24 protein-coding genes are annotated in these 16,992 nt (G+C 62.2%); 2 read left to right on the forward strand and 22 right to left on the reverse strand.

The window, feature by feature from the left end; translation table 11 throughout:
- The 19 genes from KUW00_RS09520 to KUW00_RS09610 all read right to left on the reverse strand — a co-directional run bounded on the left by KUW00_RS09520 (nucleotide 1) and on the right by KUW00_RS09610 (nucleotide 14,150).
- The gene (locus KUW00_RS09520; RefSeq protein WP_222568910.1) at nucleotides 1-1,959 is read right to left on the reverse strand and encodes a hypothetical protein; all 1,959 of its coding nucleotides are present in this window, start codon (nucleotides 1,957-1,959) and stop codon (nucleotides 1-3) included.
- A gap of 85 nt (nucleotides 1,960-2,044) precedes the next feature.
- Nucleotides 2,045-2,347, reverse strand: a complete 303-nt coding sequence (locus KUW00_RS09525; RefSeq protein WP_222568911.1) for a hypothetical protein — start codon at nucleotides 2,345-2,347, stop codon at nucleotides 2,045-2,047.
- A 282-nt stretch (nucleotides 2,348-2,629) separates the two neighbouring features.
- Entirely contained in the window at nucleotides 2,630-3,025 is a 396-nt protein-coding gene (locus tag KUW00_RS09530) for a hypothetical protein (RefSeq protein WP_108448757.1), read from the reverse strand.
- 10 nt (nucleotides 3,026-3,035) lie between these two features.
- The gene (locus KUW00_RS09535) at nucleotides 3,036-3,950 is read right to left on the reverse strand and encodes a phage tail tube protein (RefSeq protein WP_222568912.1); all 915 of its coding nucleotides are present in this window, start codon (nucleotides 3,948-3,950) and stop codon (nucleotides 3,036-3,038) included.
- Nucleotides 3,951-4,011: 61 nt separating this feature from the next.
- A complete protein-coding gene (locus KUW00_RS09540) occupies nucleotides 4,012-4,410 on the reverse strand; it encodes a phage tail terminator-like protein (RefSeq protein ID WP_222568913.1) in 399 nt (132 codons plus the stop codon).
- Nucleotides 4,411-4,412: 2 nt separating this feature from the next.
- Nucleotides 4,413-4,826 (reverse strand): hypothetical protein, encoded by a 414-nt coding sequence (locus KUW00_RS09545; protein WP_222568914.1) that lies wholly within the window; start codon nucleotides 4,824-4,826, stop codon nucleotides 4,413-4,415.
- A 55-nt stretch (nucleotides 4,827-4,881) separates the two neighbouring features.
- On the reverse strand, nucleotides 4,882-5,262 hold the full coding sequence (locus tag KUW00_RS09550; RefSeq protein WP_108448752.1) for a hypothetical protein: 381 nt from the start codon (nucleotides 5,260-5,262) through the stop codon (nucleotides 4,882-4,884).
- A 57-nt stretch (nucleotides 5,263-5,319) separates the two neighbouring features.
- Nucleotides 5,320-5,703, reverse strand: coding sequence for a hypothetical protein (locus tag KUW00_RS09555; protein WP_222568915.1), 384 nt, complete (start codon nucleotides 5,701-5,703; stop codon nucleotides 5,320-5,322).
- Nucleotides 5,703-6,077 (reverse strand): DnaT-like ssDNA-binding protein, encoded by a 375-nt coding sequence (locus tag KUW00_RS09560; RefSeq protein WP_222568916.1) that lies wholly within the window; start codon nucleotides 6,075-6,077, stop codon nucleotides 5,703-5,705. The genes KUW00_RS09555 and KUW00_RS09560 overlap by 1 nt, the downstream gene beginning before the upstream one ends.
- 3 nt (nucleotides 6,078-6,080) lie before the next feature.
- Complete coding sequence (locus KUW00_RS09565) at nucleotides 6,081-6,434, reverse strand: hypothetical protein (protein WP_222568917.1); 354 nt, start codon at nucleotides 6,432-6,434, stop codon at nucleotides 6,081-6,083.
- Nucleotides 6,435-6,487: 53 nt separating this feature from the next.
- Nucleotides 6,488-7,447: a major capsid protein gene (locus tag KUW00_RS09570; protein ID WP_108448748.1), complete on the reverse strand. Its 960-nt coding sequence runs from the start codon at nucleotides 7,445-7,447 to the stop codon at nucleotides 6,488-6,490.
- Nucleotides 7,448-7,458: 11 nt separating this feature from the next.
- Entirely contained in the window at nucleotides 7,459-8,184 is a 726-nt protein-coding gene (locus KUW00_RS09575) for a hypothetical protein (RefSeq protein ID WP_045994880.1), read from the reverse strand.
- A gap of 95 nt (nucleotides 8,185-8,279) precedes the next feature.
- Nucleotides 8,280-8,432 (reverse strand): hypothetical protein, encoded by a 153-nt coding sequence (locus tag KUW00_RS09580; RefSeq protein ID WP_157033133.1) that lies wholly within the window; start codon nucleotides 8,430-8,432, stop codon nucleotides 8,280-8,282.
- A 14-nt stretch (nucleotides 8,433-8,446) separates the two neighbouring features.
- Nucleotides 8,447-9,607 (reverse strand): phage minor head protein, encoded by a 1,161-nt coding sequence (locus tag KUW00_RS09585; RefSeq protein ID WP_222568918.1) that lies wholly within the window; start codon nucleotides 9,605-9,607, stop codon nucleotides 8,447-8,449.
- Nucleotides 9,600-10,982 carry a DUF4055 domain-containing protein gene (locus tag KUW00_RS09590; protein ID WP_222568919.1) on the reverse strand — a complete coding sequence of 461 codons (1,383 nt, stop codon included), beginning with the start codon at nucleotides 10,980-10,982 and terminating at the stop codon, nucleotides 9,600-9,602. The genes KUW00_RS09585 and KUW00_RS09590 overlap by 8 nt, the downstream gene beginning before the upstream one ends.
- 2 nt (nucleotides 10,983-10,984) lie before the next feature.
- Nucleotides 10,985-12,442: a terminase large subunit domain-containing protein gene (locus KUW00_RS09595; RefSeq protein WP_315901119.1), complete on the reverse strand. Its 1,458-nt coding sequence runs from the start codon at nucleotides 12,440-12,442 to the stop codon at nucleotides 10,985-10,987.
- Nucleotides 12,439-12,894: a DNA-packaging protein gene (locus KUW00_RS09600; RefSeq protein WP_052704534.1), complete on the reverse strand. Its 456-nt coding sequence runs from the start codon at nucleotides 12,892-12,894 to the stop codon at nucleotides 12,439-12,441. The genes KUW00_RS09595 and KUW00_RS09600 overlap by 4 nt, the downstream gene beginning before the upstream one ends.
- Nucleotides 12,881-13,546 carry a GIY-YIG nuclease family protein gene (locus KUW00_RS09605; RefSeq protein WP_045994870.1) on the reverse strand — a complete coding sequence of 222 codons (666 nt, stop codon included), beginning with the start codon at nucleotides 13,544-13,546 and terminating at the stop codon, nucleotides 12,881-12,883. The genes KUW00_RS09600 and KUW00_RS09605 overlap by 14 nt, the downstream gene beginning before the upstream one ends.
- Before the next feature lie 112 nt (nucleotides 13,547-13,658).
- Nucleotides 13,659-14,150: a KilA-N domain-containing protein gene (locus KUW00_RS09610; RefSeq protein ID WP_222568921.1), complete on the reverse strand. Its 492-nt coding sequence runs from the start codon at nucleotides 14,148-14,150 to the stop codon at nucleotides 13,659-13,661.
- Nucleotides 14,151-14,950: 800 nt separating this feature from the next.
- Between KUW00_RS09610 and KUW00_RS09615 the strand changes: the two genes are divergently transcribed.
- Nucleotides 14,951-15,097 carry a hypothetical protein gene (locus KUW00_RS09615; protein WP_222568922.1) on the forward strand — a complete coding sequence of 49 codons (147 nt, stop codon included), beginning with the start codon at nucleotides 14,951-14,953 and terminating at the stop codon, nucleotides 15,095-15,097.
- A gap of 13 nt (nucleotides 15,098-15,110) precedes the next feature.
- Here the strand turns inward: KUW00_RS09615 and KUW00_RS09620 are convergent, their stop codons facing one another.
- The 3 genes from KUW00_RS09620 to KUW00_RS09630 all read right to left on the reverse strand — a co-directional run bounded on the left by KUW00_RS09620 (nucleotide 15,111) and on the right by KUW00_RS09630 (nucleotide 16,546).
- Nucleotides 15,111-15,587, reverse strand: a complete 477-nt coding sequence (locus KUW00_RS09620) for a 3TM-type holin (protein ID WP_222568923.1) — start codon at nucleotides 15,585-15,587, stop codon at nucleotides 15,111-15,113.
- Between the two features lie 104 nt (nucleotides 15,588-15,691).
- Nucleotides 15,692-15,949, reverse strand: coding sequence for a hypothetical protein (locus tag KUW00_RS09625; protein ID WP_222568924.1), 258 nt, complete (start codon nucleotides 15,947-15,949; stop codon nucleotides 15,692-15,694).
- 93 nt (nucleotides 15,950-16,042) lie between these two features.
- The gene (locus KUW00_RS09630; RefSeq protein WP_222568925.1) at nucleotides 16,043-16,546 is read right to left on the reverse strand and encodes a lysozyme; all 504 of its coding nucleotides are present in this window, start codon (nucleotides 16,544-16,546) and stop codon (nucleotides 16,043-16,045) included.
- Nucleotides 16,547-16,686: 140 nt separating this feature from the next.
- Between KUW00_RS09630 and KUW00_RS09635 the strand changes: the two genes are divergently transcribed.
- On the forward strand, nucleotides 16,687-16,992 hold a 306-nt coding region (locus KUW00_RS09635), incomplete at its 3' end, for a hypothetical protein (protein ID WP_222568926.1).

A 16,992-nucleotide genomic window follows, 5' to 3' on the forward strand; every position in this document is an offset into this window, starting at 1 on the left:
TTACCTCTTGGCGAGCAGCCCGCCGGGGCGCATCTGGTTTTGAATGACTTGAACCATTGTTGCTTCAAGGGCTTTACCTGCAGCGCGCCCTTGGCGTTCTGCGTCTCGATCGCTTGTGCCCGGCTGCGCCTGCACGGTGATGGGCGCTTGAATGTTGATGGTGGTAGTAGTAGCAACCGGAGTAGATTGCTGCGACGCTAGGAACCGATCGAGCTTGTCAGCCTGGGGTGAAGTCATAACGCGCTCTCCCCCATCCAGCAGCCAGGTGCCTTCCCGGGGGATGCGGTCAATGCCATCGTGCGCCTGCCCAATATAGGATGCCCCGGTATCGATGGCTGATGTAAAGCCACCTTGGATAGGGCTGCCCCCGCCGAAGGCCCTGGCGCCTAATGACAGCGCGGTTCCAAGCCAGTCCACCGCCGGCTCGGTGACGCTCTTGCGAACGGCAAGGCGAGCAATATCCTCGGCAATGCCGGACAGGACGTCACGAAAGCCCTCGCCGCCCACGATGGCGTCCTCGAATGCGCTGGAGAAGGTCAGCCCAAGATCCCGAGTGAGGTCGTCAGTCTCCTTGACCTTTTCCGCCAGCCCGCCGGTGGCGATCTGCTCCATGAAGCCGCCGGTCAGCTCTACCGAAAACTGTGTGCGTAGTCGCTCCTGGGCGTCTGCGAGGTTCAGCGTGTCGTCGGCTGCGGCCTTGAGATCGAGCAGACCGAGTTCTTCGCGATACCGTCGGTGTGCAGCCTCCAGCGGATAGAGTCGGTCGAGCAGCGTCTGCTGGGTCTGCGCCAGTCGCTCCTCTTCGCGCATACGCTCACGCTCTGCTTTGGCTAGCTCCCGCTCAGCCGCGGCCCGGTCCTTGCTATTGAGACGGGGAAGAACAAGCTCCTCGGGGTCGGGGCGATTGTCGCTCCCCGCCTCCGACATCAGCTCCTCGCGCCTCGCGCGCAGGGCGATGAGTTCGGCGAGATCATCCTCGGTCTGTCCTGCCGCCGCTCGGATCTCGGCGCCCAAGGTGCCGGTGCCCAAGGCGCCGCTGCCAGCGCCGATACCACGATTGACCCGGTTCTCGATCTCGGCGATTTGCTCATTGATCGCTACCAGGCTGCGCATCTCGTCAGCATTGCGAAACGTATCCATGAGAACGTTGAAGCGCTGAGCCAGGTACTCGACGCCACCGGCAATCCCCTCCAGGGAGGACTTCATCAAGTTGTCGAATTGGGACACCGCGCGCGATGTCTCGGTCGTCAGCAGCGCCCCAAGGTCGGAGAACTCCGATTTGATGTCCTTGAGCCGGTCGATCTCCAGTCTCGAGAGGATGCGGCCGCTTTTCTGCGCCTCATCGCCAAGGCGCCGGAACTCCTCGCCGCCGTTGCGCAACAGAGGGATCAAAGAGGTGGCTTCGTCAGCCATGCTCTCCATGTAGAACGTCATCTCTTGCTGGTTCAGCCCCGCTCTTTCCAGGCTGTCGTAGTAGAGCTGGAGCGCTTGGGGGCCAGACAGGTTTCGGAACTGCTCAGCGGTGACGCCAATTTTGGGGGCGATGTTGTCAAAGAAGTCGGCCATCTCACCAGAGCCGCTTTGCAGGAACTCGCCTACCCGACCGTTTACATCCTTGAGGATGTCTGAGACCTTTTCCTGTTCGATGTTGTGCTGACCAGCGGCATAGGTCATGCGCTGGAAGCTCTCTACGCTGGTGTTGGCCAGGCCGGCCATGCGCTCGATCTCGACGGCGGCATTCGAGGCGTAGTTCGCCATGGCGCCCATGGCACCGCCTATTACGCCAAGGCCCACCGCTGCGCCGCTGGCCAGTCTGACAGCCTTGCCGATGTTGTAGAGGGAGCGCTGGCTCTTCTGCCCTTGGCGATCCACGCCCTCCAGCTTGCGCTCGATGCGCGACAAGGAGCGCTCCCCGTTTCGGCTGTCGATCACTAACTCAAGGCGGCTGGAATAGGGCATCACAATCTCCAGGCATAAAAAACCCGCTCAACGGCGGGTGATTACAAGTGAGGGGAGGGATCGGTGAGAATCAATGCGGGAGGACTTACTCCTGCTGCATACAGTGGAGATAAAACACGTTCCCGAACTCGGTTCTCTGGATCTTTTGGTATTCCTCGGACCTTGCCGCTTGCCGCTCATAAGCCATGTTGATCATCGCCGTTATGTACGGAGAGTTAGGGCCGTCCTGAGAGGTCAGGTCTACCACTTCGCGGATCGGGGTGCCTGCCTGGCGATGCCACATGATCTCCTCGGCAAGCTGCGACCGCACGCTGCAAGCATCATGGTCGGCAGCTGTTACCTCCCCCGTCAGAAGCGCGGCGGCCGCAAGCGTCAGCCATCCCTTCATGTTGTTATCCCCTGCTTTCCATGTATGCCCAGTCCATCTCCCGAATGACAGAGATGAATTCATCCGCTGAGCAGGGTAGCACCATCATCTGGCGTAAAGCAGCCATCTCAGACAATGGTATGGGCCGGATGGCCCCCAAGCCAGCAGGCCTTGATGGGGAGAGGAGGTCGAACAGGTGCAGCCAGAAGGCGCAGCGCTCGTCGATCTCTGGCGGCTCAACCTGCTTGGTGAGATTGAGCGCCTTGGCGATCGTGGCGAGCTTGGTTTCTCGCCCGGCTGTTGTCAGGCGGTACTTGAGCGCTGCCGCGGCTTTTTTCCCTGCTCGGCAATGTCCTCCCTGCGGAAGTGCTCACGCCGGCGGGATTCTTGGGCCAGCTCAATGGCTAGATCATCGTTGTCGAGCAGCACGCGTGTGGCATTGGCCACCGTGAAAGGTATAGGGTCGCCGTTGCGGTCGACGACATCCTCCCAGCCTCGAAGGATACCCTTCGCCAGAGCCCGCGCCTCAGCCTCCATGCGCTCAGCTTGTGACTCGGGCAGGTTGGTGCGCAGGGCCTCAAGCTCCTCGCGGTATGCGGCGTTGCCTGAGCGGGCAATCAGCCACTTGGCTCCGCGCAATTCTACCCAGGCGCCGCCATCGATCTTGGCGGGGTCGTTCTGCTCTGCATTGAAAGCCATCGTAGATTCCTTATACCAGCACGCGGGTGACTTTGATGGGGGTGTTCTTGGCGGTGTAGTTGAGCGACACCTGCACAATGTCGTCGTTGCCGCCGTCAGGCAGATCACCATCGATCTCGATCTCAGGCAGCTCGAAGGTGTAGCTGTTGCCGGCGGCATCGGTCAGAGGGAAGGACACGCCGATAGCCTCGCGGGTCAGCATCTTCTTCCATTGGTTCCAGGCCGCCTTGCTCCAGGCCATGGTGAGCGAGCCGGAGACGTTGGCCGACGTGGCAATCAGGGCGCCGGGGCCGGCCTTGCCGAGGCAACGCTGTGTTTGCAGCGTGTTGTCGATGGACATGGAAAGGGCGCTGATGCAGGCCTCGCCAGCCAGCGTAGCGCCGTCGACCAGGATGTCGCCCACACTGGTGGCCGAGCCCATCGCCACGGTGGTTGTTTGAGGATTCACGGTGCCAGCAGCGGTCGGGTCGGCCTCGCCGTCCTCATAGCCGAGGCCCATGCCGGTGAAGCTACAGGTCACCTTGCCTTCTTCGGGGATGTCGAGCTGCATGGCGCCAATGTGCACGCCCTTGAAGGTTGAGTAGACGCCAATGTCCTTGAATGCCTTCACGATGGTGAAGGTATGACGATCAGCACCAATCTCCAGCACATCGGTCGCCCAGGTGCCGTAGAAGGCCGCCTCGAGCAGCTTGTCGAACGTGCCCGCGCTCATCTCGCCGGCCAGGTCACCGGAGTAGTCGAGGCTGGTGATGATGCCGCCGCCCTGCATGCGCGTCTCACGTTTCTCGGCAGAGACCTCGGTGGAGACGTTGGGCGTCAGGGTATTGCCGGCGAGGCGCAGAGTGTCCCAGGTCGCCGGATCGGGCGTTTCCCCGGGCGTGGACTCGGGAGCGAGGTAGGTTGCGATCTGAGAACCTGAGCTCATGATTTTCTCCAGGCATGAAAAAAACCGCTCAAGGCGGCTCGGAGGTGGGCGGTGGGGCGGTTTAGCCGACGCGGAAGGGCGTCGATACGTTCAGTTGATACCAGCCGTCAGAGGGGCCCGCGCGCTGCACTGACGAGGCGAGCGTCTCAAGGTGCCCGGTACGCCAGAACTGCAGGTGCGCAGCCAGGGCGTCGGCGATCTGGTACGCCTGCCGGCTGCCCTGATTGTCCTTGGTGAACACCTGGCACATGATCAGCCCGGGGCGGCGAACGCAGGGTTCGGAGCCGAGACCAGCGACGAAGCTGTCGCCGTGCTGGATGGTCAGCCGCACCCAGGGCTCCTGGTTGGCGATGGCCGCATCTACGTTCGGTCCGCTGGGGGCGCCGTCATAGGCCACGGGCACGCCATCCCACGCCACCATGCGCGACTCGATAGCGATGCGGATCTCGTCGAATCCCATGATCAGCCCCCATACTTTTCGCGCAGAGTGTTGGCCGCCACGGCATAGACACCTTCGCCGGCCTGGTCAGAACTGCCGACTTCGATGCGCTCGGCATATGGGAGGTTGTTCTGGATATAGATCACCGTGAACGGGACGTGCATGGGCGCGATCTTCGCGGCCTCGCGATTGAAGGTCTCGTTATCCATGCCGCCTTTGGGCGGCTGCGAGGCGCCCGCAGATTCGTCGAAGCTGGTGTCAGGGCTGCCCACAGAGACCCGGTGATTGCCTCGAAAAGCGCCAGAGTCAACGGGAGAGCCAAGGATTACCATCTGCAAGGCTTCGGTAGCCACGCGCTTCTGCATGTCGGTCAGGTCGCGCTCTACCTGCCGAGCGAAACCGGAAAGTGATTTGGACCATCCCTTGCGCGTCGTCATTTTTTCTCCAGGCGTAAAAAACCCAGCACGTCGGCTGGGCAAGTAGCGGCAGGCCCTAGCGTGATCGTAAGCCACCGTAAGGTTCCAAAGCTTGCTGTAAGTCCTCAATGAGGGCCACGCCAACTCCCTCCGTTCTGCGTAGCTCCTGGTGGGATAGCTTCACGGCTTGAGCAACGGTGGATATGCCAAAGTGACGGAGGAAAGACTTGGTCTTTGCCCGCTTGACGAGATCGTGAACGTTGATAGCGGACCATTCCTGCTCTTTGTGAGCCAACTCCCGCTCTTTCAACATCTCCGCCGCGATGCTGTACGCGGTTCTTGCAATCGCTGCCCGATGCCGGGTGTCGGAGCTGAGAAGCTCTACGCCCTCGGCCGTGACCAGAGACTTCATCGCCTCAACGGCAAATTGATCCAGCAACTCGTTGTCATCGCTCATTCTGTAACCGCCAGGTAGAGGTGGTGCAGCTATTGTAGCCGATTGTTCCAATTCAGTTTACGGTCTCCTGAGTTGAATCGTCCAGGTGGCCTTGGCGGGGTCCTGCCCAACGTTGACCACCAGCATGCCGTTGATGGTGTCGTTGATCTTGGGTGTGGCCGGGGCATGGTCAGCGTCCATGATCAGCTCATTCTGGAGCACGCCAGATAGCTCTACGTCAGTGCGCAGAATGTGCTGATTGTCGATCTCGGCGGTGGAGTAGTCGCCGAACACGCCGCGCCCGGTGTAGGTCACGCTCGTCTCGGGATAGGTTCCCTCGATAGGGTCGAACTCGCCCGAAACGACAGTGCGGGAGCCAGTGAAGGGCCGCACGGCGTCACTCAGCTTGCCGTCGAACGCCTTGGGCACCTTGGCGTTGATCTTATCCTGGATGTAGCCCATCACAACCTCTTGAGGATGGTGACCCCGTTGGTCTTCGGAAGGTACGGGGCCAGCAGGTCGGAGATCATCGACAGCGCGCCGGTCTGCGCCTGGGCGCCGTCCTGGTACTCGGTCTCCACCTCGACGGTGTCGGCCCTGACCCGCTCGCGCTTCAGGGCGCCGTCGATGTCGGCGTAGAGCCGGCCATTCGCCGCCTCCTGGGCCAGCAGGGCGCCGGCCATGACCACGTCATCGTCGACAGGATCGGAGAGCCGGACCCGCTTGGCGGTCAGCCAGGTGTTAGCATCCAGCACGGCGCGCGTCTTGTCGCCCGTGCCTTCCCAGCCCGCGCCCAGTTTGGTGTCGACATCGTCAACGGTGACGTAGGTGGCCATGGGTTACTCCTGCCCGTCGTTGCCCTGGCTGTCGGCCTGGATCTCGGCCACCCGCTGCTCCAGGGTCTCGGTCTTGGTGTTGGCGCCGGGGCGCTTGCCGGTGGCGTGCTCGATTGCGTCCATCAGTTCGGCGCGGCGGGCCCGCTCGTCGGACTCGGCATCGTCCGGACGCGGTTCTTCGGCGCGGATCACCTCGACCTCGATGCCGGCGGCCTCGTAGGCGGCGACCACGTCGGGGTGATGGCCCTCGACGGTGACGCTGGTGGCGGCCTTGTCGGCGCCGGCGAAGAAGCGGGGATTGCGGTACTGCCGCCCGGGCTCGAAGCCGCGGCGGCGCGTGGTGTAGATCAGGTGCATGGCTGACTCCTATCAGCTGGCCAGCGGGCGACCCGTAGGCCGCCCGCCAGGGATCACAGAGAGGTCACGATGACGCCGGCGGTGTCCTTAACATCGCTGGCGATCTGCGACCAGTTCCCGCCGGTGCCGATGGTGGCGTCGTCGGGCGACTTGGTGCCGCCATAGGAGTAGCCCTTGAGGCCGAGGTTGTAGGTGTACTCGGCCTGGAAGATCCGGCGGATGTTCTCGTCGCCGGTCTTCTCCTCGACGGTGGCGTAGTAGTCGTTGTTGTCCTCGACAACCGCGGCGCCTTCGGCCAGACCAAGGGTGTGGTAGTGGTCGGTGCCAGCACCGCCACCATCGGCCTCGTACAGCGCAGGAGAGTCGGTCATCACGAACCGGCGGCCGAACCCATCCTGGGTGACGCGCACGGTGCCGAATTCGAACAGCTGATTGCCGTTGGTCAGGGCGCCATCGAACAGGTCGGTCATCGGCTTGGAGTGGAGCACCCAGACCATGATGTCCATCATGCGATCGCCGAACTTGCCGGCGCCCTTGTTGAGGGCGTTCAGATTCAGAGTGCCAGCGGTGGCGTCGTGCGCCACGGCGGAGTTGCCGATCATCGCGGTCTGCAGGGCCAGAATAGCGGTGTTCACCTCATCGGCGATGACGCCTCGAGCGACCTGCTCGCCGATCACCACACCGGCCTCTTCGGGCTGACGCTGGATCCACTGAAACTGCTGCGGCTGGAACTCCACCGGGGAGGTGCCGCCGGCGATCTTCACCGCCACATGGTCCATCTGGGCCAGAGTGGTCGGGGTGACGGCGCCGGTGCCGTAGGCGTTGCGACGACGCATCAGGTTGGCGATGGCCTTGTAGGAGGCCTCGTGAGCGAAATCGCCCACGTTGCCCGCCTGCTGGAGCTGCAGAGCACCGCCGGTGGCGGCGTTGAACAGTTCGATCTGCTGTCGGATGGTCTCGGTGGCTGCCGAGTACAGGAAGTCGTTGAAGACTTTCATATCAGAGAGTGCCATAGGGCGCTACCTCATTGGTTTTGCTTGCGTTTCAGGATTTCCACCTTTTCGGCGGTAGACTTCGCGTCCTTCCACGCCCTTGGCGCTGAGGAACCACCTCCGCCACCCGGCGCCCCTGACCCCTTGGGCTGCGGGAACCAGTGCGGAGCTTTCTCTCGCATGGACTCAAGCCATGCGGAAGGGGTGAGAGGCTTGCCGTCTGCATCCAGACCGGCCTCCTCTCGGGGCACAACGTTGCCCTCGTCATCGACTTCGAACAGCGAACTTGCGCGGTAGACTGCGTCTTGAACAGCCGAGTCCACGATGCCGACTTCGGCGGCCGCAGTTCGGATCTCGTCGCTCATGACCCGGCCGCGGAACTTGTCGGCGAACGCCTTGGCGCTCTCTGCGGTCTGCTGAGCCTCGCTCAGCTGGCGGTCATAGCCTTCCCGCATCCGCTCTGTGCGCTTGTTCAGCACCTCGTCGAGCTTGCCGTCGGCGATCAGCTGGGCCTCCTCGTTCTCGGCCAGCTGCTGCTCGAGCCTGCGGGCCCGCTCGGGGTCCAGCCCCTCGAATTGCTTGAGCTGAGACTTGAGCGTTTTCTGTGATTCGAGCAGTTGGTCGCGCTTTGACTTGAGGCCGCTGACCTCGCTGTTGAGCGCTTCCTCATGTTTGGCGTCCAGCGCCTCCTTGAGAGCCTTGGCCTTGTCTTCTTCCAGCTCGATGCCGAGTTCAGAGAAGTCGATTTCCAGTGGCATGGTGTTGTGCTCCTTGAGCGCGTTGAGGCCGCCCGCCTGGCGAGCAGCCATTAAAAAACCCCGCTCAATGGCGGGGCTTTGAATAAAATTGTTGGTCAGTCTTCGAAATCGCCTAGGCGGCGTCGAACCTCGAAAGAGAGGTTCCAGCAGAGGCGGGCCTGGAGTTGGTCGGCGAGCGTTCCGCTGCCGGACTGCAGCAGGCGCCACAGTCGCCACCAGGTGATGAAATCGGGATCGGCTGGGGTCATGCTGTCAGCCTACCTCATGCCGCCTCGCCAAACACCTCGGCGAATGTCTCGCGGTCGCGTGCTCTCAACTCGTCCAGCGTGTACTCGCGTTGCCGAGGATCGGTGAATCGGTCCAGGCTGTAGCCGCCCTCTTTGTAGAGGCGGTAGCGCCGGTCTCCCAGCCATTCGCGCTGATACCGGGCGCTCTGGCTCGCGAACCAGTCGGCGTATGTGGTGCCCGCGCTAACCTGACCAACCTCAAGGCCGGCAGCTTCGCGCTGCTTCTTGGTCATGTTGCCGATGCTGCGGAACTTGGCCTGGTCGTCGCGCCCCTTGACCTTAAGGGCGCGCACGTAGGGCCGCTGGCCCATGATGTCGCCGTCGAGGGAGGGCGCCAGGCTGCATCGGCATCGGTGATGAAGCGGCGGTTCCGGGTGCGGCTCGTCGATCTTCCAGCGCCGACCGTCCAGCGGGGCACAGCGGCGACAGGTCCGGCCCTCAAGCTGAGCCACCCAGACCACATGCGTGACGCCCAGGGCGTTGTAGGTCTCCCGGTAGGCCTCGTTGCTCATGTGCTGCCGGGCCGTGCGAACCACGTTGTCGACGTTGTTGCGCGTCGTCTGCAGCACGCCGTCGCGGTACTTGAGCGCCGGTGTCCCGCGCAGGGCCCGGATGATTTGGCTGTTGCTCTGGCCCTCGCTGACGCCTTGGCGGATGGTGCTGTAGACCCGGTTGCGGGTGGCTGGCCCGATGTCGGCCAGCATGTCCTCGACGAACTCCCCCATCACCGGTCGGGAGAGAGCGGCCGATGCCACAGCAGGAGCCGGCGGGATATCGCCCTCTACCGCTAGGGCGATGAGGTCGCGGACGTATCCCGCCTCCTGATCGGCTAGGGCCGCCAGCTCCTTGAGACTCATGGACTTGATGCGCTCGCCAAGCGTCGAGACCAAGCGGTCGATTGCGTCGCGCAACCCCTTGAGCCGAGTCGTGTGGTAGCGGCCCCGGGCAAACGCCTGGAGCTCGGCAGGCGTCAGGTTGTCGAGGCGCTCGCCGATCTCCCGGGGAAGCTCGGCGCTCATTTCGTCGATGATCGCCAGCGCCTTATTGACGTGCGCTGTGCCGGTGCGGTGCAGGTATGAGACATGCTGCGCCAGAGCGGTGACGATCCGGCGCTGTGCGTCCTCACGATCACTCATCGTCGGTTACCTGACCATCGAGCAGGGCCAACAGGTCCTGGTCGGCAAGATTGGTGACCCCGGCCTTGCGCAACGACTCGAACAGCACCGCCTGCGGCACCTCGTCGGCCAGGCGCAGATCGCGAACGATGCCCATCATTGCGGCATCGATCTCGGCCTTGGTGAATTCGGGCTCGACCTTGAACGTGATGGCATCGATGTCGGCCTGCGGCAGGTTCAGCCAGCGGCCGAAGTAGCGAAGCAGCTGCTCAATGCCCTCGGCCGCGGTAACCACGACGCTGTACAGGCTGGTGTGTTGATCGCTCTGGCGGGCCTTGCGGGCCTCGCCGGACTCGTCGGCCCCTGCATCAATCACTCTGGCCCCAGCCTCCAACGCGGTGTTTCGCTGGTCCTGCATCGCTGTGCGGTTGGCCTCGATGCCAGCACCCTGGAATTCCAGATACCCGACCTTGCCGTCCTTGCCCACATTCCAGGCGGCCATGGGGCCGCTGACACTGAATTGCTCGTCCTCGCCCAGGTCCGCGGCGATCCACGGTTGGGGATGCGAGGTGTAATGGAGGCTGGTGTAGTAGTCTGCCGAGAGTTGGTAGCTCTTGAGCGCCGCCTTCGCCATGGTCAGCAGAGGAATCTCGTCGGTGTCGGCGTTGTTGTCGGTGCTGCCCAAGAAGACCAGGGGGATGAAGTCGAGCGGCGCCTGGTTAGTGCCCGGCATGTCTTCCTCGCCGACTGCTTCACCATGCTCATCCAGCAGACGCACCCGGTATCGACCCTCGTTGAGGTCGAGCACTCGGTAGCGGGCCTCACTGTCGTGACTGAACTCGTCACCCTGGTGTACGGCCTCGCGCAGCACGCTCAGCACCAGGTCGCGACGCCCATCGACATCAGCTTCGCGCCAGTTGATGGCGTCGAGCGCGCCGTAGAGGGCCACATAGGGTCGGCCGTCGCCATCCCAGTCAGCGAGTAGAGGTTGTCGGCCATAGGCCAGCAGACCCAGCACTGAGCGAAGAAACAGCGTCTTGAGCGGGAAGCCATCGGCCGTGGCCTCGTCCTGAAGGGAGGCCAGGGAGGTCGGTAGGTTAATCTCGGGTTCCTGGCGAGACACAAGCCCCATCATCGTACGCAGTGAGTCCTTCACCCACAGCGGGTATTGGGCGCGCCGCTTGTAGGACTGGTAGATCTCCCGGGCCTCGTCGAGCGACAGCATCGCGCTTTCGTCGGTTTTCGCCTGGTGCTCGAGGGCCAGTTGGCCACTGGTCTTCGGCAGGTAGCCGGCGCCCGCGGCCTTGATCGCCCCCTCGCCCTCGAGGCTATCGCGCATCAGCTCCCAATCGGTGAGCTTGTCGTCGTATTGGGGGTGTGTCGTGGTGACGGGCATAGTCAGGCGAGTCCTCTGATCCGGCGCATTCCGGCATTGGGACGCTTGCGCATCACGCGATAGCGCAGGGCGTCGTAGTCGTGATCTTCAGCGGTAGTGTCGATGTCGTCCGGATTGCGCTCGCTACGCGGCAGTACCGGCAGATGGGCGATGATGTTGCGGCAGTGGTCCATGAAGTAGAGCGCCGGCTCCTCGGGCGCCTCTTTGGCAGCCTCCTTCAGGCGGGTGCGGATCAGTTCAAGACCGTTCACCCGCGATCCAGGCTTCTTGTCCGACTCAGTCCACTTGACCCCCTCCGCCTCCATCTTCTTCGCCACGCTGTCGCTGCCGGACTCGTTGACGTTGCTGATCTGGTTGTCGGCGGGGCCTGGTTTGATCGACGCGGGTAACCAGTCACCCTCACGCAGCGATGCCTCGCGGTCCTTGATGCCTTTGGCGATCTCAGGCGCCGACAGCTTCAGGCCCTCGTTCGGCCCCTTGGCGCCGTACCACTCATGGCAGACGATGATCGAGCCCTTGGGCGGGCAGAAGGTGCGCCCGTCCTCCAGTGCTACCTCGGTGCCATCTGCCTCGGCATGCCAGAGGACAGAGAAGGGATGTGTCGACCCCCAGTCGAACGAGCGATCCACGTACCAGCTGGACGGCACGGCGAAGCGCGGCACGACATGCCGCGCCTCATGCCAGACGTCATCGAAGGCGCCGCCGGACACGATGTTCCAGTCGCCATCCTTCATCGCCTTGACCAGGGCGGGGTTGCCCAAGCCCTCCAGGCGGTCGATGTAGTCGGGGTCGTTGTCGAGCAGCGACGGGTTGTCGTTGAGGCGCGCAGGGATGTACTGGCGCAGCATGCCGCCATCGGCTTTCGCCGCCCTATGCACGTCCATCGGGCGGGCTGCGTCGACGAATGCGTACTTCACCCAGTTGTGGCCCACACCGCCCGGGTTCGATCCGCAAATAGCGCGAGGGAACATGCCCCGGTATTTCTCAGGCACCTCCAGTGCGCCCAAGCGCAGGCGACCGCGCAGGTAGCGGTAGATGCTCTCGGTGAAGTGCGTCAGCTCGTCCATCAACAGGACGTGGATCTCAGCGCCCTGGTACTTGAACTTATCCTTCTCGTGCTGGCAGTGAGCCAGGAAGATGCGCGAGCCGTTCCAGAACTCGATGTAGTGCTTCGAGCCGTTGTACTTGGCCCACCCCGTCTTGAACCACGGGGCGAGCAGCTCGAAGAAGCCGCCCGGGCCGTAGAGGTGGTTCTTCTCGAGGTCGTCGGACAGCCGGCGGAAGATGTAGACCATCAGGCCCGCGATCTCGGCGCACCAGATGATGGCGGCCACGCGCATTAGGTGAGACTTCCCGCCGCCGGCTGCGCCGCCGTAGAGTATCTCGGTGGCCTCTGAGTCGAACGCCTCCCCCTGTCGCTTGTGAAGCCTGACGTTGAGGGCGGCATCGTCACTCATCATTCCCTCGTGATGTTGATCGTCGGGGCGGTGGTCTTGATCTCGCCGGAGTGCTCGGTCTGCTGCTTGTCGCTCAGTCCCAAGTCGCGGGCGATGATGTTCGCGTTCAGAAGGTCGGCAGCGGCGCCGGAGAACTTCTGGTCGCGGATCACCGCCTCCACGCGCGTTATGACTGGGAAAAAATCTTCATCATCGCGCCAGTTGCCCCACGTCTTCCGATCCACGTCGAGGAACAGGCACAGCCCGTCCAGAGTCATTGCCCGCATCTTCGGGATAGTGGCCGTCACGACCTCGCCCTGATTATGGAACGCCTTGGACTCCCACAGCGGGTGCTTCTCCACCCACTGGAAATATTCGCAGCAGGCTTCCCAGAGCAGGTCGGCACTGGCGAACAGCTTGTCGCGGCCGTGCTTGGTCCTGGCTTTCCAGAACTGGTTGCCTTTAGGTGCTGCCATGGTTGCCTTCCAGAATCTGGGACGGCGAGAACGCGCCGTTGAAGTCATCAGGGACCTGGGATAGCTCCATGAAGCCGCCGAGAAGCCGGTCATAGCATGCGTCCAGGCTTCCGAAGATGCGGATGACCCGCGCCTCAATCTCGGGGGGAAGCTCCTGCTTCCAGCGCTCCCTGGCCTTCATCATCTTCAGATTGTGTCGAGCCTTGGCCCGTACCCGCTCACCAGGCGTTGTTGTTCCGCCCAACTTGTTGGTGATTCCTGCATCTTTGAGCCCGGCTATCAGGTGGCGCTCACAGCGGTAAGCTTCCGCTTCCGACTCGATGGCCTGATACAGGATGAGCGGCTCTTGTCCTTGCTCGTGAATCTCGCAGATGGCCCGGTGCTTCTCGGCGTTGCCCACAACGCCGGACTTGGCGTCTCGCCCGTGCTGTAGCGCCCGGCTCCGAACACCCTTCCCGACGTAGAACACCCGGCGGGTGATAGGGCTTATCAGCAGGTAGACGTAGTAGCCGGATCGAGGCGGCTGATCGCCGAACTCCCCGTCAGATCGACTCGCTGCATCCAGGGCGTCGAAATCAATCAGGTACTCATCCACGAAACGAGACTGCCGTGCTGTCAGCGCGACAGCCTCCCGGGCAGTCTTCTTGGTCATGGTTGCCTCATCGAATAGGGGGATGGGATTACGCAAGCAGTCGCAACTGCATCTGATCCTCGAGCATGCTGATTCGGATCTCGAGGGGTGGTCAATCTGACCACCGTTGTGCTTATGCCACGTCCAGCTTGAGCTGCATCTGGTCGAGGAGATAGGCGACTCGCTGCTCCAGCGGCGGCTTAACCCAACGATGTCGGGCTAGCTCGCTACCGGCCATGCTGCCGCGCTGCTTCTGATCATCTAATGCCCGACAAGCATCATCTAGCTGCTGACGAAGCGTGACGCGGCCATGAACAATGTCGTCGATGAGCATGTCTGCCCACACGCCGAAATCGACATCAATCCAGCGAGCGAATACAACGGATAGCTTTGGATGAAGCCACGTGCCACCACCACGGCCGCGCTGGGTCCGAATCAAATCCCTCGGATTCGCGGTATTTAAATGCCTTGCCAAGGCAGTCATGTATTGCTGCGTTTCAATGTTCCTCAGCCAGAGGTCGAGACGCTTGCCATGGCGTTTTGCGATATCAGTAGCATTAATCCAACCGTCCTCATTAAAGCGGACTGACTGGCCTTGGTAGTCGAAGGGAACAACGTTGTGCATGGTGCGTTTTCCTTTTAGCAAAGAGCCCAGTCGCACAGAAACGCCAGCCCCAAGAGAAGCTCGCCAGCTTTACCGACGCTTCACCTGGGCTCTTTCTGAAAGGCTCTTGGGTTATTACGCCGTGCGTGGCGCAGGTACAAAAAAGCCCCGGCGGGTGCCAGGGCTTGGGTGGTTCTTTTTACTTGACGCAAGGCGAATATATCGCCGGGGATTTATCCGCCATTCGCTGTCGGTGTAGTGGATTGATCAACACGACAGACTGAATAGGGCCCTTGGGAACTTTCTCCGAAGGGCGGTCACCGGGTGAATCGTCTATCGACGCCGGGCCTTGGTAGGTGGGGACCACCTCCGGGTGCTGCAGGGTGTTTAGCGTGCCGAGCTAGGGGCTGGGTGCGTACGGAGCGACCGCTAAGCTCAAGCGTCTTACATCAGCCTTGGGCATGGGCGTGCATCGAAACTGTTGCTATACCGATGAGTGGGCTGTTGCCATAGGTTCGTTCTCAGCATACTCTGCCACCGCCTTAGTCGATCTGTAGGAGACCTGGAGGTGGACAAGTATTTGGTCGAGAGCTACCTAACCGCTAAGAGCCGGCGGGTGCGGTGGGCGGTAGTCAAGCTTTCTCAGCACTACAATGAAGAATCCAGAGAGGTTGTTTCGCGGCATGCCCGCGAGGCAGATGCCCGTGCCGAAGCAGCAGCCTTATCATTCGTTTCGCAGCCGGCCACCTAAGCTATCCTCATGACTGCCCCCATGATTGCGAGGTAGTTCCAGAATGCCTGCCAGATTCCAAGTTCGCTCAGTGCTCACCGACCCCGACAGCACCAAGGTCGATTACTGGCAGGTGGTCGATACGCACCTGAACGACGACGTGATCGCTTCCTACCACGACTGCGAAGCAGCTGAACGAGAAGCCGAAAAACTCAACCGCGATAGCGAAGCAGACTGAATACCCGTCGGGCTCACTTTGTTCTGATAGCGTCCATGAACGTGCGGGGCTGCTGCCCACGTTCGAGCGCCTTGTCTACCGTGCGCTGGCGAACGTTGATGCCCAGGGCCGCACCCATGGTCACGAATAGCCAGATCAGCATGCCGGTGAACTCGGGATCACCCACGACCGTGGGGTCGATCGCAATGGTGTAGGCCATCACGGCAGACAGGGCACCCAGGGAGAAGGCGAACACCCAGCCCAGGGCAGGGCGCCATCCGCTCTTGAACCAGCCTTCATGCTCCAGCTCGGCGCGCATGGTGCGCTGCGTCTCGGTCAGTCGAGCCGTCTGCTCGGCGGCAGCGGCTTTCTCAGCCTCGAGGCGCATAGCCTCCAGTGCCTGGCGATGCTCGTTGTTGAGGCGGACCAGCTCAGCACGCTTGGCAGGATCCTGAGTCGCTGCCACCAGTGCAGCAGGATCGTTCTCGATACCCAGCGCAGAAGTGACCATAAGGGCGGCACCAGTTGCAGCACCACCCACAGCAGGACCGCCAAGTGCAGTAGCGACAGCCGGCGCGTACTTGGCGACTTCTTCAACGGCATCTCTCCAGTTCATCACCGGTTCTCCAGGCGCGACACCCGGGCACCCAGGGCATCGATGCGGCTGTTGATCTGATCGCGGTACATGGCCGCGTCGTTGATCGTCATGTAGTCGTTACCGACCTCGCGCAGATCAGCACGAAGCTGTTCGGTCAGGGCGATCAGTTGACTGATGCGCTCGTCCTGGCGCGCTGATGTCTCGATCAGAGTCAGGGTGGTGTTTCCTGACCAAGCGAGCAGGCCGACGACGAGGGCTAAGAGCACGGTTTGCACGTGCCTCTCGAGAATAGGCTTGGCCTTCAAGGCAGTATCGGGACTCGTTTCAGACATCCCGCCTCCTGGGTGGGCCTGCGTAGACAATACGGGTTACGGCTTCGAGACTCTGACGGTCTCGTCAAGCCAGTGAAACTGGACGCTCTCAGGCGTCAGGAATAGATCGCGCTCAGCCTTGCGGCGACGGGTCAGCCCAGCCAGTACGCGGCCGCCGGCCTTGTTCCAGCGCGGCAGCTCGTCAGCGGCGCCACGGTAGTCGCCGGTATTCAGCTTGCGCAGCAGGGTAGAGCGCTCCAGGGCACCGGGGCCGACGTTGTAGGTGAACGAGACCAGGGCGTCGAACTGGCTCTGGTTGAGCGGCACAACCACCAGTCGCTCGACGTCATCCTCGAAGCGGGCGACGTCATAGCGGAGTAGGGCGAACGCCTCATCCTCGGTGATCGTGTCGCCGGGCTGAACGCGGGAGCCATCGGGGTATCGGGTCGTGCCCAGGCCGATGGTCCAAGGATGGCCGCCAGTGCCGGGATCTGGATATGACTCAAGCTCAAGCCCCTCGAACTCGGCGACCAGGTTCAGTCCGCGCTGGCTGGTCTGCATGGCGACACCTCGGGGAATAAAACAGCCCGCAGGAACGGGCAAAGACACCAGGTGGCGGCGTCATCACGGAAAAGGGGGCCGTAGATCGCGCTCAGCGCCGTTGATATGCTCCAAGCTCACCACAAGCCATGGAGGCAACAATGACAGACGACGCAAGGCGACTGACGGCTCTGCAAGAGAAAGTCGATCAGCTTGAGCAAGCTCTGGTGGAGCAGCGGAACGTGAATGCCGCCGCGCAAATGGCGACGCTGCTTTCACTTACTGCGGTATCGCAGACTTTGCGCCATTCATATGGCATACAGCAGGAAATGCTGACTGGCCTGGGGTTGTTCTGGTCAAGTCAGAGCGGACACATTTTCAAGCCGCAGCTGCCAATTCAATCTCCCTCGGCGTCTGGTAGCCCAGGGTGGAGTGGAGCCGGCAGCTGTTGTACTCCATCTCGATGT

Origin of the sequence: Halomonas sp. DP5N14-9, assembly GCF_019802175.1 — a bacterium.
Taxonomy (GTDB): domain Bacteria; phylum Pseudomonadota; class Gammaproteobacteria; order Pseudomonadales; family Halomonadaceae; genus Halomonas; species Halomonas litopenaei.